Source organism: Streptomyces sp. NPDC004752, from assembly GCF_053601275.1.
Map to the genome: position 1 here is coordinate 1 of NZ_JBSGBN010000036.1, position 13,715 is coordinate 13,715.

At 72.5% G+C, this 13,715-nt stretch carries 12 protein-coding genes and 1 pseudogene; 5 read left to right on the top strand and 8 right to left on the bottom strand.

The window, feature by feature from the left end; translation table 11 throughout:
- The 3 genes from ACWEKM_RS17210 to ACWEKM_RS17220 form a co-directional block, all read right to left on the bottom strand.
- A partial coding sequence (locus ACWEKM_RS17210; RefSeq protein WP_451622003.1) for a hypothetical protein occupies positions 1 to 504 on the bottom strand: 504 nt, incomplete at its 3' end.
- A gap of 140 nt (positions 505 to 644) precedes the next feature.
- Positions 645 to 1,244: a histidine phosphatase family protein gene (locus ACWEKM_RS17215; protein WP_451622004.1), complete on the bottom strand. Its 600-nt coding sequence runs from the start codon at positions 1,242 to 1,244 to the stop codon at positions 645 to 647.
- 177 nt (positions 1,245 to 1,421) lie between these two features.
- Positions 1,422 to 2,630 carry a pyridoxal phosphate-dependent aminotransferase gene (locus ACWEKM_RS17220; RefSeq protein ID WP_451622005.1) on the bottom strand — a complete coding sequence of 403 codons (1,209 nt, stop codon included), beginning with the start codon at positions 2,628 to 2,630 and terminating at the stop codon, positions 1,422 to 1,424.
- A gap of 87 nt (positions 2,631 to 2,717) precedes the next feature.
- Here ACWEKM_RS17220 and ACWEKM_RS17225 point away from each other — a divergent pair, with 87 nt between their 5' ends.
- Positions 2,718 to 3,356, top strand: coding sequence for a winged helix-turn-helix transcriptional regulator (locus ACWEKM_RS17225; protein WP_451622006.1), 639 nt, complete (start codon positions 2,718 to 2,720; stop codon positions 3,354 to 3,356).
- 150 nt (positions 3,357 to 3,506) lie between these two features.
- On the opposite strand, the gene ACWEKM_RS17230 is transcribed toward ACWEKM_RS17225, so the two are convergent.
- From ACWEKM_RS17230 to ACWEKM_RS17240, 3 genes are read right to left on the bottom strand one after another with little or no spacing between them, the layout of a single operon-like run.
- Positions 3,507 to 4,322, bottom strand: coding sequence for a hypothetical protein (locus ACWEKM_RS17230; protein ID WP_451622007.1), 816 nt, complete (start codon positions 4,320 to 4,322; stop codon positions 3,507 to 3,509).
- Entirely contained in the window at positions 4,322 to 5,584 is a 1,263-nt protein-coding gene (locus ACWEKM_RS17235; protein WP_451622008.1) for a VWA domain-containing protein, read from the bottom strand. The genes ACWEKM_RS17230 and ACWEKM_RS17235 overlap by 1 nt, the downstream gene beginning before the upstream one ends.
- A gap of 9 nt (positions 5,585 to 5,593) precedes the next feature.
- A complete protein-coding gene (locus ACWEKM_RS17240; RefSeq protein ID WP_451622009.1) occupies positions 5,594 to 7,126 on the bottom strand; it encodes an IucA/IucC family protein in 1,533 nt (510 codons plus the stop codon).
- Between the two features lie 199 nt (positions 7,127 to 7,325).
- Between ACWEKM_RS17240 and ACWEKM_RS17245 the strand changes: the two genes are divergently transcribed.
- Both ACWEKM_RS17245 and ACWEKM_RS17250 read left to right on the top strand, forming a co-directional pair.
- Positions 7,326 to 8,810 carry an IucA/IucC family protein gene (locus ACWEKM_RS17245; RefSeq protein WP_451622010.1) on the top strand — a complete coding sequence of 495 codons (1,485 nt, stop codon included), beginning with the start codon at positions 7,326 to 7,328 and terminating at the stop codon, positions 8,808 to 8,810.
- A gap of 71 nt (positions 8,811 to 8,881) precedes the next feature.
- A complete protein-coding gene (locus tag ACWEKM_RS17250) occupies positions 8,882 to 10,699 on the top strand; it encodes a glycoside hydrolase family 15 protein (protein ID WP_451622011.1) in 1,818 nt (605 codons plus the stop codon).
- A 30-nt stretch (positions 10,700 to 10,729) separates the two neighbouring features.
- Here the strand turns inward: ACWEKM_RS17250 and ACWEKM_RS17255 are convergent, their stop codons facing one another.
- Complete coding sequence (locus ACWEKM_RS17255; protein ID WP_451622012.1) at positions 10,730 to 11,407, bottom strand: GAP family protein; 678 nt, start codon at positions 11,405 to 11,407, stop codon at positions 10,730 to 10,732.
- Positions 11,408 to 12,008: 601 nt separating this feature from the next.
- On the opposite strand from ACWEKM_RS17255, the pseudogene ACWEKM_RS17260 reads away from it, so the two are divergent.
- Together ACWEKM_RS17260 and ACWEKM_RS17265 are read left to right on the top strand one after the other, a co-directional pair.
- A pseudogene (locus ACWEKM_RS17260) lies at positions 12,009 to 12,326 on the top strand (LysR family transcriptional regulator); the annotation flags it as partial.
- 23 nt (positions 12,327 to 12,349) lie between these two features.
- A complete protein-coding gene (locus ACWEKM_RS17265; RefSeq protein ID WP_451622013.1) occupies positions 12,350 to 12,832 on the top strand; it encodes a carboxymuconolactone decarboxylase family protein in 483 nt (160 codons plus the stop codon).
- A gap of 66 nt (positions 12,833 to 12,898) precedes the next feature.
- On the opposite strand, the gene ACWEKM_RS17270 is transcribed toward ACWEKM_RS17265, so the two are convergent.
- The gene (locus ACWEKM_RS17270; protein WP_451622014.1) at positions 12,899 to 13,708 is read right to left on the bottom strand and encodes an aminotransferase class IV; all 810 of its coding nucleotides are present in this window, start codon (positions 13,706 to 13,708) and stop codon (positions 12,899 to 12,901) included.
- Positions 13,709 to 13,715 lie beyond the last annotated feature (7 nt).

Consider the following 13,715-nt stretch of genomic DNA (forward strand, 5'->3'; position numbering starts at 1 on the left):
GTCGGCGTCCGGCCCGGCCGGGCGGTGGCCGGCCGCCTCCAGGGCGAGCGCGGCGGCTCGCACCAGATGGGTGCGCTCCCAGCCGCACGGGCGGTCGGCGGACCCGTCGGGGTTGGTCATCCGGCGCAGTTCGAGCAGGCCCTGCCAGGCGCTGTGCACCTCGCGCGCCCGCGCCGGACCGGACGGTGCGTCGGACTCCTGCGCGCCGCCGACGCGGGCCGCGAAGACCCCGCCGTCGGCGTCGGTGGTGGGTGCGGTCGCCGGTGCGGCGGGCTCGGCGGGGGCGGTGGCCCGTCGGGCGGGGCCTGCGGGCGGCGGGGCCGTCTCGCGCAGGCGGTGCCCCGCGGGGGTGAGGAAGTGGTCGTGCGGCGGGCGGGGGTGCCGGAAGGCGAGCCCCCGCTGCACCAGCGCGGCGAGCTGCGCCGGTGTGCCCCGCAGCCGCCCGGTGACCGGGTCGGCGGCGTCGATCACCCGCCGCTGCGCGGCGGTCGGCGGTCGGCTCACGGCCTGCTCCTCCCCGGTGGTCAGCCTTCCGCAGAGCCGGTGGTCGGCACTTCGTAGAGCCGGTGGTCGGCTCCTTCGCAGCCTACGACCCCGGTCCGACAGTGGGCGGCCCGCGGGCGCCGGGCCCGCATGGCTCCGGGTCAGGGCGTGGGCCGGAGGTTCCAGTCCGTGACGACCGGCCGGTCGTGCTCGGTGCCCAGTCGGCACAGCGTTCCGGTGGCGAGTTGGAACAGCGCGCCGTGTGTGGGGGGCAGTCCGAGCCGGCGGGCGGTGAGGACTCGGAGGAAGTGCCCGTGCGCGACCAGGAGTACGACGCCGTCGGTGTCGGTGAGCGCGGCGTCCACCTTGGCCAGGACCCGGTCGGCCCGCTCGCCGACCTGCTCCGGACTCTCCCCGGGGTGCTCCGGCGGGCCCGGCGCCACCCCGTCCGTGAACAGGAACCAGCCGGGCCGGGTGCGCTGGATCTCCGTGGTGGTGATCCCCTCGTAGCCCCCGTAGTCCCATTCGTGCAGGTCGGCGTCGACGCGGGCGTCGCCCACCCCGATCAGCCCGGCCGTCTCCCGGGCCCGTCGCAGGGGACTGACGAAGGCCGCGTCGATCCGGTGCGAGCGCACCAGCGGAACCAGCCGGCGCGCCTCGCCCCGGCCGTGCTCGGTCAGCGGCACGTCCGTCCAGCTGGTGTGCCGTCCGGACCGTGACCACTCGGTCTCACCGTGCCGGACGAGAACGAGGTCACCCACCTGTCCATCCTTTCCGCTCGTCTTCCGGCACCGTGGCACAGGACACCGGTGGCCCGCAGGCGGGACTGCGCCACACGGCCGTCGGGCCACACGGCCGTCGGGCCACACGGCCCTCGGGCCACACCCGGACCTGCGGGCGGCGCCCGCAGGTGGCGTCCGCGGGCGGTGTCTCGGCGGCTACTGCCGGTACCCGCCGAGGAACCGCCCGATCCGTCCGATCGCCGCCTCCAGGTCCTCCGCGTGCGGCAGGGTGAGGATCCGGAAGTGGTCCGGGGCCGGCCAGTTGAACCCGGTGCCCTGGACGACCTGGATCTTCTCGCGGAGCAGCAGGTCGAGGACGAACTTCTCGTCGTCGTGGATCCTGTGCACCTTGGGGTCGAGACGCGGGAACGCGTACAGCGCCCCCTTGGGCCGCACACAGGACACGCCCGGGATCTCGTTGAGCCGTTCCCAGGCCACGTCCCGCTGCTCGCGCAGCCGCCCGCCGGGCGCGGTCAGTTCGTGGATGGACTGGCGGCCGCCGAGGGCGGCCTGAATGGCGTACTGGGCGGGCGCGTTGGCGCACAGCCGCATGGAGGCCAGCATCGCCAGGCCCTCCAGGTAGTCCTTCGCGTGCTGTTTCGGGCCGGTCACCACCAGCCAGCCCGAGCGGAAGCCGGCCACCCGGTACGTCTTCGACAGCCCGCAGAAGGTGAGGACGACCAGGTCGGGCGCGAGCGCGGCGGTGGAGTGGTGGACGGCGTCGTCGTACAGGATCTGGTCGTAGATCTCGTCGGCGAAGACCATCAGGCCGTGGCGGCGGGCGAGGTCGAGGATGCCCTCAAGGATCTCCTTCGGATAGACGGCCCCGGTCGGGTTGTTGGGGTTGATGACGACCACGGCCTTGGTGCGGTCCGTGATCTTCGACGCCATGTCGGCCAGGTCCGGGTACCACTCCGCCTGCTCGTCGCACAGGTAGTGCACCGGCTTGCCGCCCGCCAGGGTGGTCACCGCCGTCCACAGCGGGAAGTCCGGTGCCGGTACGAGGATCTCGTCGCCGTCCTCCACCAGCGCCTGGACGGCCATCGACACCAGTTCGGAGACGCCGTTGCCGAGGAACACATCGTCGACGCCGACTGTGAGGCCCAGGTTCTGGTAGCGCTGGGCGACCGCCCGGCGGGCGGAGAGGATGCCGCGCGAGTCCGTGTAGCCGTGCGCCTGCGGCAGCATCCGGATCATGTCCTGGAGGATCTCCTCCGGTGCCTCGAAGCCGAACACCGCGGGATTGCCGGTGTTCAGGCGCAGCACGCTGTGACCCTTCTCCTCCAGGGCGTCGGCGTGCTCGATCACCGGACCGCGGATCTCGTAACAGACCTCGCTGAGCTTGTTCGACTGCCGGAACTCCATGCGCCGCTTCCCCTCAGATAACTGGTGTTGCTTGGTTTTACCAAGTATGAGCTTGGAAAGTCCAACAACATGTCTAGACTGCGTCGCATGTCACCTCGCCGAAGCTACGACCAGTACTGTTCCGCCGCCCGCGCGCTCGACCTCGTCGGCGACCGCTGGACCCTGCTGATCGTCCGGGAGCTGCTCGCCGGTCCGCGCCGCTACACGGACCTGCACGCGGACCTGCCGGGGGTGAGCACGGACGTACTCGCCTCACGGCTGAAGGACATGGAACGGGACGGGCTCACCACCCGCCGCAGGCTGCCCCCGCCCGGCGCCGCGTATGTCTACGAACTGACCGAGCGTGGACGGGAGTTGCTGCCCGTGCTGACCGCGCTGGGCGCATGGGGGCAGTCCGAGCTGGGGGAGCGCAGGCCCACCGACGCGGTGCGCGCGCACTGGTTCGCGCTGCCGCTGCTGCGGGCGCTGGACGGCGAGGGTCAGATCGAGGGACTGGTCGAAGTCCATCTGGAGGAAGGGGTCTTCCATCTGCACGTCGGCGGTGCGCAGGGGCCGGTGTACGGCGACGGACCGGCCCGCGCGGAGCCCGACGCACGGCTCGCGATGGACACCGGGACCTGTACGGCCATCGCCCGCGGCGCGCTGACGCTGCCCGACGCGGTACGGGCCGGGCGCGTCGCCGTCACGGGGGACGGCTCGCTCGCCAAGGCGCTGCGGGAGCCATGAGAAGGCCATGAGAAGGCCATGGGAAAGACGTGAGAAGGCCATGAGCAGCGGAAGGCCCGCCGGCCTCACGTTCCAGTGGTCGTTGCGACACCCCGGCTCAAGGGGTGCGACGACTCCTGGAGTTCGTGGACCGGCGGGCCTTCTGGGGGCTCAGACGCCCGGCGGTACCCGGGACGGCCGTCCGGTGCCGCGGGTCAGTGCGTACCCGCCGATGCCGGCGAGCGCGGCCAGCACGCCGCCCACCCCGGTCCACACCCAGCGGTCCGACCACCAGCCCGACGACCAGCCGCCGTCGGGTTCGATGCTGGACAGCACCGCCGACTTCACCGACCCGTCCTCGTCCGATTCGGCGGCGGAGTCCGACGCCACCGAGATCCCGGGAACCAGCGGCTGCGCCAGCGAGCCGTCCACCGCGGCCGAGCCGCCGATCTCCTTGGAGTCGACGTGGACCTCGGCGCTCACCGGCAGGCCCAGATCGGCCGGGGCGGCGTTCAGCACCGTCAGCCGGATGTAGTACGTGCCCGGCAGCGGGTCGTTCGCCCACGGCTCCGACCAGGCCCGTACCGTGCGCAGGACGCAGGCCGTCTCGACGGTGGCGGCACCCTCGGCCGCGGTGCGGGTCTGGGCGCCGTACTGGCAGGACTGGCGGCGGCGCAGACCGTCGTACACATCCAGCTGCCAGGTCTGGGCGCTGTGCGTGTCGGGCAGCTTGACCGTGGCCCTGACGTTCGGGCGCTGCCCGGCGTCCGCCGGGAACGACCAGTAGAGATAGTCGCCCGTGGAGCCGCTCGCGGTGGCCTGCTGCCCCTGGTCGATCTCGGTCGCCGTACGGAACGACGTCCCCGCCCGGGTGGGCGCGCCGCCGTCGTCAGTGGCGCTCGGCGACGGGGAGGAGTCGGCCGCGGCGGGACCCGCGGCCAGCCCGAGCGCCAGCAGGGCGCCGCTCAACACCTGTGTGATCCGCATCAGTTGGTCCTCCAGATCGCGAGCCGCCAGCGCGACAGCCAACCCCACAGCAGACCGGCGACAAATCCGGTCAGCACCAGTGCGCCGAGCAGCCACCAGCCGCGGCCGAGACCGAAGGCGGCCACATCGCTCGCCCCGCTCGGGCCGTCCACGACATCGACGGTCAGCTCCAGCGGCAGCCCCGGCGTCGTCTTCACCCCGGCGGCCACCGAGAAGGAGTTGGTGATCTGGAGGCACACCGACTCGGCGGGGGCGGTGTCGTCGTCGCTGTCCGGCTTCGGGTAGCGCAGGCCCGTCGAGAGGACGTCGGTGCGGCCGGTGCCCGTCGCCTCGCCGCGCACGATCTCCCGGCCGTGCACCGTGACGGCCCGCAGCAGCACCCCGTGGTCGGGGTTGACGGCCCGGTCCGCGGCCACACTCACCGATGCGCGCAGCTCCTGGCCGGGATCGACGTCCACCTTGTACCAGCGCTGCTGCCCGAACTCCTCGCGGTCCGTGTACAGCCCGGCCTTCAGCGCGGGCGCCTTCGCACACTCGGCGGCCCCCTCGGTGGCCACCGGAGTCACCACCGGATCCGCGGCCCGGTCCACCAACTCGCCGACCCGGTCGGTGAGTTCCTCCTTGTGCTGCACGGAGGTGTAGGTGCCGCCGGTGGCGTCCGCGATGCAGATGAGCTGATCGCGGGTCTTGGCGTCGGGTACCAGACCGAGGGTGTCGATGGTCAGCCCGATGCCCTTGGCGGCTATCTCACGGGCCACCTCGCACGGGTCGAGCGGCGCGCAGGTGTCCTCGCCGTCGCTGATCAGGACGATACGGCGGGTGCCGTCTCCGCCGTCGAGGTCGGTGGCCGCCTGCTGGAGCGCGGGCCCGATCGGCGTCCAGCCGGTCGGCGCCAGCGTCGCCACCGCCGTCTTGGCCTCGGTCCGGTTCAACGGGCCGACCGGGTAGAGCTGTGCGGTGTCCTTGCAGCCCACCTTCCGGTCGTCGCCCGGGTAGTTGGCGCCCAGCGTGCGGATGCCGAGCTGCACCTCCTCGGGTGTCGCGTCGAGCACCTCGTTGAACGCCTGCTTCGCCGCGGCCATCCGCGATCCGCCGTCGATGTCCCGCGTGCGCATGGAACCGCTGACGTCCAGCACGAGTTCGACCTTCGGTGCGGCCTGGTCCGTCTCATCGGCGACCGCTCCGGCCGGGAAGGCGATCCCGGCCGTCAGGGCGGCGAGCAGGGCGCAGACTCCCGCCGCCAGCCGTTGTGTTCTGATCATCGGCGGATCCTATTGATCAGAGGTGTCGTGCTCCAAAACGAGCGGGTTGGGCAGCGCGGCCCACTGGTCACCGGGGGTTCGCGGGGACAGCCGCATCAGGGTCAGGGCCTTGGCGGGCAGCGGTCCCTCGCGCAGCGCGGCCAGATCGGCGGTGCGCGGCACATCCGGCAGGGCCGCCGCCAGCGCGGCCCGCAGCACCGGCCCCGAACCCGCGGCCCCGGCCAGCGCACCCGCCACCAGCGAACCGAACAGCTTGCGGCGCAGGGCCGGTACCTCGTCCGTGATCAGTCGGCCCGTCAGCTCGGGCGGGGCGATGCCGTGCCGGGCCAGCCGGGCCGGACTGATCCGGATGTCGGCGAGGTCGCGATAGACCAGACGCAGCGGATCGCCCGCCGCGGACAGCACCACGAGCAGGTTCTGGCCGTGCGCCTCCAGGGCCACGCCCAGGTCCAGCAGCCGCAGGCCGACGGTGAGCGCGAGCCGGGCGAACGCCGTGAGCCAGCCGGGGGTGCCCGGCAGACCGGTGCCGGCCAGGGCCGCCACCGGGAGCACATACTCGCCCCGCCCCGCGAACCGCTGCGGCGACTCGCGCAACACGGCGGCCAGATCAGGGGAGTTCGCGGTAACGGCGCCCAGGGTGCGGGTGATGTGCAGCAGCCCGTCCGTGCGGTCCGACAGGCCCTCCGCGAACGCCGAGAGGGCCTGGGACGCGCCCACCGAGTACACCGAGATGTCCCGCACCGAGGACGTCAGCCGGGCGCTCAGCGCGGTCTTGATGTGCGGGCCGCCGGGGACGGCGAGGGTGCGCAGGGACATCAGCGGGTGGGCCGTCAGCGGGTGGACCGAAGGGCCCTGCGCGCACCGGGACTTGAGGACATGGTCCGCCTGCCAGGGGTGCACGGGGATCAGCAGTCGGTCCCCGTCGCGCAGCTCCGCGGGCCACGCACCCGTCAGCAGGCACTCCGCCGCGGCGACCGGCACCGTCCCCAGCGCCACCACCGGCCGGTGCTCCGGCCCGTACGCGAACTGCTCCGCCACCGAGAAACCGGGCCGGGCACGGCAGCCCGGGTGGAACGGGTGGCCGTCGACCACCCGCTGCTCCCACTCCCAGTCCCGGCGCGGCCAGGCGTCCGAGCGCTCCGGCCGGTCGGCCCGCGACAGCGCCAACGAGGCGACGCTGTGCGCGAGTTCGGCCGCGAAGCCCGCCGCGTTCGGCACCGCGAGAGCCGCCATCAGCCGGGCGGGGTCGTCGTACGCCGTGCCGTCCAGGAACACGACGGTCACATATGCGTCGGTCGCGTACGGATCCGCGCGCGGCCCGTGCAGCGCGCGGCCGTCGGCGAGCCGCAGCGCGAGCCCGTGCGCCCCGGCCGCCCGCCGGGTGATCCACGGCAGCGGCTCATGGGCCAGCGCCCGCCACAGGCGGGTCAGCACGGCTGCGCGGGCCCCGGACAGCTCGGCCGCGTACCGGGGCACGAGGCCGGGCCGCAGGCCGGCCAGTTCGGCGGCGACCTGCGCCTCGACGGTGGGGGGACGGTGCACGGGCGGGCTCCTCGGGTCCGGGCGGGGTGGCGGCGATGCCAGATTCGAGAGACATACTGATCGTCATCGGCGAGAGACATACTGATCGTCATCGGGCCGTGTGGCCGCACCACACCGTGTGGGCCGTGATACCGGTGGACGCAGAACGACGAACGGATCGCCGGTGGACACAGAACGACGAACGGATCTCGTGGACCCCATGCCCCCCAGCGCCGACATCGCAGCGCGCGCCGACGCGTATGCCGCCGCGCCCCTGCTCAACTGCCTGCTCCGCGAGGTCGCCGAGCCGGTACCGGGGCCCGGCGAGCCACGGGTCCACCGGCTGCCCGGCGGCCGACTGCTGCGCGTACGCGGTCGGCGGCGGCCCGCCGCACCCGAGCTGTACACGGCCGGCGCCTGGCACCCCATCGGCCACACCGAGCTGGTCAAACTGGTCGCCGACGAACTGCGTCGGCACACCGGGCTGTCCAACGACGACCTGCCCACCGAGATGATCGACAGCCGCGACGCGATCGCCGCGCTGCTCGCCGCGCGCGCCGGGGCGACGCCGCCCGACGACCCGTATCTGCTCTCCGAACAGTCTCTCGTCACCGGCCATCCGCACCACCCGGCACCCAAGGCCCGCGGCGGCGGTCCGGTCCTCGGCTGGCTGCCGTACGCGCCCGAGGCGCACGCCCGCTTCCCGCTGGTGCTGCTCGGCGTGCGCGCGGACGCGGTGGTCGAGGAGGGCGACACCACGGCGCTGGACGCCCTCGGCACCGCCCCGCCCGGCTACCGGCTGCTGCCCGCCCACCCCTGGCAGCTCGACCTGGCCGCCCGCACCCTCGCGCCTGCCTTCGCCGACGGACGCCTGCTGCGGCTCGGTACGACCGCGTCCGAGGCGTGGCCCACCGCGGCGATCCGCACCCTGTACGCGCCCGGGCCCGATCTGTTCCTGAAGTTCAGCCTCGATGTCCGCATCACCAACGACATCCGCCGCCTGTGGCGCCATGACCTGCTGGAACTGCGCCGCACCGACGCGGCCGCCAGCCATGCCTTCGCCGCGTTCGACGGCCCCGCCGCCTGGCTCGGGGACCGCGGCTACCGCACCGCCGCCTTCGCGTTCGAGGAACTGGCCGTTCTCGTCCGCGACGGGCTGCGCGGCCATCTGCTGCCCGGCGTGACGCCGCTGCTCGCCGCCGCACTGGTGGAGGGCTTCGCCGGTGACCCGCTCGCCACCGCCGCCGACCCGGCGCGCTGGTGGGCGGCGTATCTGCGCCAGGTCGTACCGCCGGCCCTCGCGGCCTTCGCCGACCACGGCGTGGTGGTCGAGGCGCATCTGCAGAACACGCTGGTCGCCGTGGACGGCGCCGGGACACCCGTGCAGGCGCTGTTCCGGGACGCCGAGGGCGTCAAGCTGCTCCCCGACGTGTCCCGGGCGGCCGGCTGGGAGCGGCTCGTGTACTGCCTGGTCGTCAACCACCTCATCGAGGTCGCCGCCGCCCTGGCCGAACGCCATCCAGGACTCGATCCCTGGCCGGCCGTCCGCCGCGAACTGGCCCGGCACCAGCTGCCCGAGGCCCGCGCGCTGCTCGCCGCGCCCACGCTGCCCGGCAAGACGAACCTGCTGCTGCGCTGGACCCGCGCGGACGGCGCGGACGCCCGCTATCTCCCCCTGCCGAACCCACTGGCCGACGGGGCCTGACCCGGCGTCCCCTGGCAGCCCTGTCGCCCAGGGCGGACAGTGGAACCAGGCATCAGGGAAGTGAGCTGATCATGGACCGTTACCCGCCCATCGCCGACCACGGTCTCGTGGGTGACCTGCAGACCGCCGCTCTGATCTCGTCCCAGGGCGTCGTCGACTGGTTCGCGGCTCCCCGGTTCGACTCGCCCAGCGTCTTCGCCGCCCTGCTCGACCACGACCGCGGCGGCTACTTCCGGTTCGCGCCGGAACAGCGGAACACCACCTGCAAGCAGCTCTACTATCCCGACACCGCGGTGCTGGTGACCCGGTTCATGTCGCCGGACGGGGTCGGCGAGATCTTCGACTGGATGCCACCGGACCCCACCGGCACCCCCACCGACCGGCATGTGCTGCTGCGCGGCGCACGGGCGGTACGCGGCACGGTGCATGTCGCTCTGGAGTGCCGTCCACGGTTCGACTACGGCCGCGCCACCCATCAGCTCTGCCTGCGGGACGGTACCGCCACGTTCCGGGCGCCGAACGTCACCGCCCATCTGCAGAGCACCTTTCCGCTGCGGCCGGACGGCAGGGATGTGCGGGGTGCGGTGACCCTGAGATCGGGTGAGGTGGCCGCGGCCGTGTTCACCGTCGGCGGGCCCGATGACGACATCCCGCCGCCGCCCACCCCGGCTCGCGTACTGGAACGGTTCTGGGACGCGGTGGACTTCTGGCAGCGCTGGGTGCGCTCCTCCCGGTACCGCGGCCGGTGGCCGGGGGTGGTGCACCGCTCGGCCATCACCCTCAAGCTGCTCACCTACGCTCCCACGGGCGCCCCCGTCGCCGCCGCCACCATGGGCCTGCCCGAGCAGATCGGCGGTGAACGCAACTGGGACTACCGCTACACCTGGGTCCGCGATGGCTCCCTGTCCGTGCGTGCCCTGCTCGACCTGGGGTTCGCCGAGGAGGCGGCGCAGTTCACCCACTGGTTGGGCGACCGTCTCCAGCTCCGGGAAGGCGTCGACGGCGAGCCGCTGCAGATCATGTACCGCGTAGACGGGGACCCCGAGTTGCCGGAGGAGGTTCTGACGCACTTCGAGGGCTATCGCGGTTCGTATCCGGTGCGGGCCGGAAACGCGGCGGCCGATCAACTACAGCTGGACATCTACGGGGAGGCGCTCTACGCCCTGTCGGAGGGACGCGAGATCGCCATGAGCGGCAGCTACCACGGCTGGAAGAACCTCGCCCGGACGCTGGACTGGCTCGCCGATTCCTGGGACCGCCCCGACGAGGGTGTCTGGGAGACCCGTGTCGGGCGCCGGGACTTCACCTTCAGCCGGGTGATGGCGTGGGTGGCCTTCGACCGGGGGCTGCGCCTGGCGACCGCGTACAGCCGTCCCGCCGACGCTCCTCGATGGACGGCGACTCGCGACGCGATCCTCGAACAGGTGATGCAGCGCGGCTGGAACGAGAAGGAGCAGGCCCTCGTCCAGCATTACGGAAGCGATGTCCTCGACGCCTCGCTGCTGCTCATCCCACGCGTCGGGTTTCTGGCGCCCAGGACGCTGAGCTGGCTGTCGACGCTGGATGCGATGGAGCGCACGCTCGTATCGGACAGCCTCGTCCACCGCTACGATCCCGCGGCCTCCCCGGACGGACTGCGGGGCTCGGAGGGCACCTTCAGTCTGTGCACCTTCCTCTATGTGGACGCTCTCGCTCGTGCCGGACGGATCCGTCCGGCACGCTATGCCTTCGAGAAGATGCAGACCTACGCCAACCACGTCGGCCTGTTCGCCGAGGAGATCGGGCCCAGTGGCGAGCAGTTGGGCAACTTCCCGCAGGCGTTCACCCATCTGTCGCTGATCATGGCCGCCACCACCCTGGACGACGTCCTCGACCAGGAGCGCGACTGAGGTCCAAGGGGCCGGTTGAGAGGGCTGGTCTCAGGCGGCGAGGATGCCGACACCGTCGCCGAGGAGCTTGAGGCCGAGCACGAAGAAGAGGACGGCCAGGACGGCGACGTTGTGCTGCGCGGCCCAGTCTCGCCAGCTGCCGAGGATGCCCTTGGCGCGTTCGCCCATGAGCAGATAGACGGCAAGTGGTGCGAGCACTCCGAGCGAGGCGATGACCACGAAGACCGCGAGTGTGCCGATCTGCTGTGGCACGGGGAGCCCGGCGGAGCTGATCGAGGCGCCCGCGGCAAGGGTCAGGGGGGCGTTCTTGAGATTGGCCGCCGACAACAGCAGCCCCAGGCCGAGGACCTTGACGGGGGTGAACCGGTCGAGCGCCGCCATCCACTTCGGGAGTTGAGCCTGGGAGGGATCTTTGGGGCGGCGCTGCCACTGACGGACGCCGAGGAAGGCGAGGAGCGCGCCCAGAACGAGTTTGAGTACTCCGACCCAGGTAGCGGGGTGCTGGTGGGAGGAGGCTCCGCCCGTGCCGCCGACGGCCAGCATGATCGCGCCGAGCCCCGCGAGCCCCAGAACCCAGCCGAAGGCGAACAGCGGTCCGTTGAGACGCCCCCGCGGGGTGGCCAGGATCAGGATGATCGCCACGATCGGAAGTGGGCTGACGGCGACACCGGCGGCCAGGCCCAGCACATCACCGACAGCGTGTCCCACTACGGCCTCCGGGGAGAGACGGATGATCCGGAGCGGACTGCCCGTGTCGGCCGGCTCGCATCCGATGCGCCCGGCCCTGCTCCGAGCGCAGCCCTCCTCCCCATCGTGGGGTCCTTCGGACCCGGCGACCACCGGCCGACGGCGAACGGGTGACCGCGGGGCGTCGGCGGGGGATACGTCAGCGATCGACGGCGTACGAGACGAAGGCGGCCCACTGCTGGGGCCCGAACGCGAGCTTGGGCGAGTCTGCGCGCGCGGTGGCCGCCGCGCTCAGCATCCTGGCATCGCTCGGCCGCCCAGCCCTGGGACTGACCGCGACGTGGACCGGCCTGTCCGCCGACGCCGTCACCGACGGAGTCCGCGGCCTGGTCGAGGCGGGCATCGTCAACGAGGTGCCCGGCCCCGGCCCGGACGGCACCACGCCACAGGGCTGGACCTTCCGCCTCCCGCTGACGGAGCACACAGTCCGGGAGCGACCGAGACCGATCGAACGCAGCCGGCTGTCCGCCCTGGTGGTCGAGGCACTCTGGACCGGCGCGGACTCGCCGCGAGCCGGAGAGACGACGATCCCCTCGGGCTCGGTCCTGCCCGACGAGGTGGCCTGGGCGTCGTCCGGGGCGGACACCAGCCGCCGGAAGGTGAGTCGACGGCGAAGCGGTTCGCCCTCGAAGCCGAGCACGTGCTTGTCTCGCGGCGCGGCAAGCTGCGGGCCGGTTGACGCCGCTCTCGCCGAACTCGGCCTGGAGCGGCGGGTGGCGGGCTGGTCACCTTCGAGGTGCCCCTGCCGCCGCTGCGGCTCGGGATAGCCTGGCATCCGCGCCACGACGCCGACCCCGCCCACGCCTGGCTGCGGCGGACGGTCCGTGAACTCGCCGCCGGAATCGAGCGTAAAGCACATCATAAAGTGGCTACGGAATGAGAATTCGCGGATATAGTCGACCCATGAGCAACAGTGATGCGATATCCCGAGTGGCCCTCAAGAAAATCACCCCCGATGTCTCCTCCGCGATGGGTTCCCTGCACGCCGCCGCCGTCGCCGCGGCGGCCGACGCCAAGGTCGAGCCGGAACTCCTCGAACTGATCCGGATTCGTGCCTCGCAGCTCAACGGCTGCGCCTTCTGCCTCGACATGCACACCAAGGACGCCCGCGCCGAGGGCGAGACCGAGCAGCGGATCTACGCGCTCAACGCCTGGCGCGAGACCCCGTTCTTCACCGACCGGGAGCGTGCCGCCCTTGAGTTGACCGAAGCCGTGACCTTCGTCTCCGACGGCCAGGTGCCGGACGAGATCTACGCCGAGGCCGCGGAGGTCTTCGACGAGGCGCAGATCGCGGCGCTCATCTGGGCGGCCACCGTCATCAACGCGTACAACCGGATCGCCATCGCCACGCGCATGGTGCCGGGTGGTTACCAGCCGAAGAAGTAATACCGAATAAGCAATGCGGAAATCGGGCATCGGCGTTTTAGGCCGATGCCCGTGTTTTTACTTTCCTTAATCAACCGGCAGCGGCTCCCGCAGCCCCTCCAGCCATTCCCGCCATTCCGGCGCCCGCACCGCCGCGCCCGCGGTCATTTCCGCGCCGCCCACCCAGCCCGTCACCGGCCGCAGGCCGTGCAGCGCGTTCACCAGCCACACCTCCCGGCCGGACAGCTCCGCGACCGTCCGTTCCCGGTGCGCCACCGCGATCCCCGTCGCCTCGGCGCGCTCCAGGACCAGCGCCGCCGTCACCCCGGGCAGCAGCGGCAGACCCGACGGGGGCAGACACAGGGTGTCGTCCTCCCACCACAGCAGGCTCGCCGTCGGCGACTCCAGCACCGCCCCGGACGGCCGGACCAGCACCGCCTCCTGGGCCCCGGCCTCCATCGCCCGGCCCCGCACCCCGGCCAGCACATCGATGTCCGGGCCCTTGCAGCGGGGCGTGGTGCGCGGGTCGGGACGGCCCGCGGCCCACAGCCGGATCTCCGTGCCGAGCGGCGGCGCGTGCCGTAAGCGCAGCCTCAACTCGGCCGAGCCCGCCGTGAGTTCCACCCGGGGGAACCACTCGCCCCGGCGCGGCAGCGCGGCCGTCACCTCCTGCCAGAACTCCACCAGCCGGCGCGGCCCCGGACCGCCGTACTCCGCGCAGGCCGCCAGGAACCGCTCCCGGTGCCTGCCGTACGCCCGTACCCTGCCGTCCCGCACCAGCCATGAGTCGGCGACCAGCAACGGACCGTCCGCCGCCACCGGCCCCTCGGGGGTCAGCCACCCCCAGCTGGGTGACCAGCTCAACAAGCCTTCTTCGACGGTCAGTTGCGCAACCATGCGGTCC

What these genes read in the sequence shown, in the direction of transcription:
- ACWEKM_RS17220 (WP_451622005.1), bottom strand. Translation starts at nt 2,630, where the DNA reads ATGGAGTTCCGGCAGTCGAACAAGCTCAGCGAGGTCTGTTACGAGATC.
- ACWEKM_RS17225 (WP_451622006.1), top strand. Translation starts at nt 2,718, where the DNA reads ATGTCACCTCGCCGAAGCTACGACCAGTACTGTTCCGCCGCCCGCGCG.
- ACWEKM_RS17230 (WP_451622007.1), bottom strand. Translation starts at nt 4,322, where the DNA reads ATGCGGATCACACAGGTGTTGAGCGGCGCCCTGCTGGCGCTCGGGCTG.
- ACWEKM_RS17235 (WP_451622008.1), bottom strand. Translation starts at nt 5,584, where the DNA reads ATGATCAGAACACAACGGCTGGCGGCGGGAGTCTGCGCCCTGCTCGCC.
- ACWEKM_RS17245 (WP_451622010.1), top strand. Translation starts at nt 7,326, where the DNA reads ATGCCCCCCAGCGCCGACATCGCAGCGCGCGCCGACGCGTATGCCGCC.
- ACWEKM_RS17250 (WP_451622011.1), top strand. Translation starts at nt 8,882, where the DNA reads ATGGACCGTTACCCGCCCATCGCCGACCACGGTCTCGTGGGTGACCTG.
- ACWEKM_RS17265 (WP_451622013.1), top strand. Translation starts at nt 12,350, where the DNA reads ATGAGCAACAGTGATGCGATATCCCGAGTGGCCCTCAAGAAAATCACC.
- ACWEKM_RS17270 (WP_451622014.1), bottom strand. Translation starts at nt 13,708, where the DNA reads ATGGTTGCGCAACTGACCGTCGAAGAAGGCTTGTTGAGCTGGTCACCC.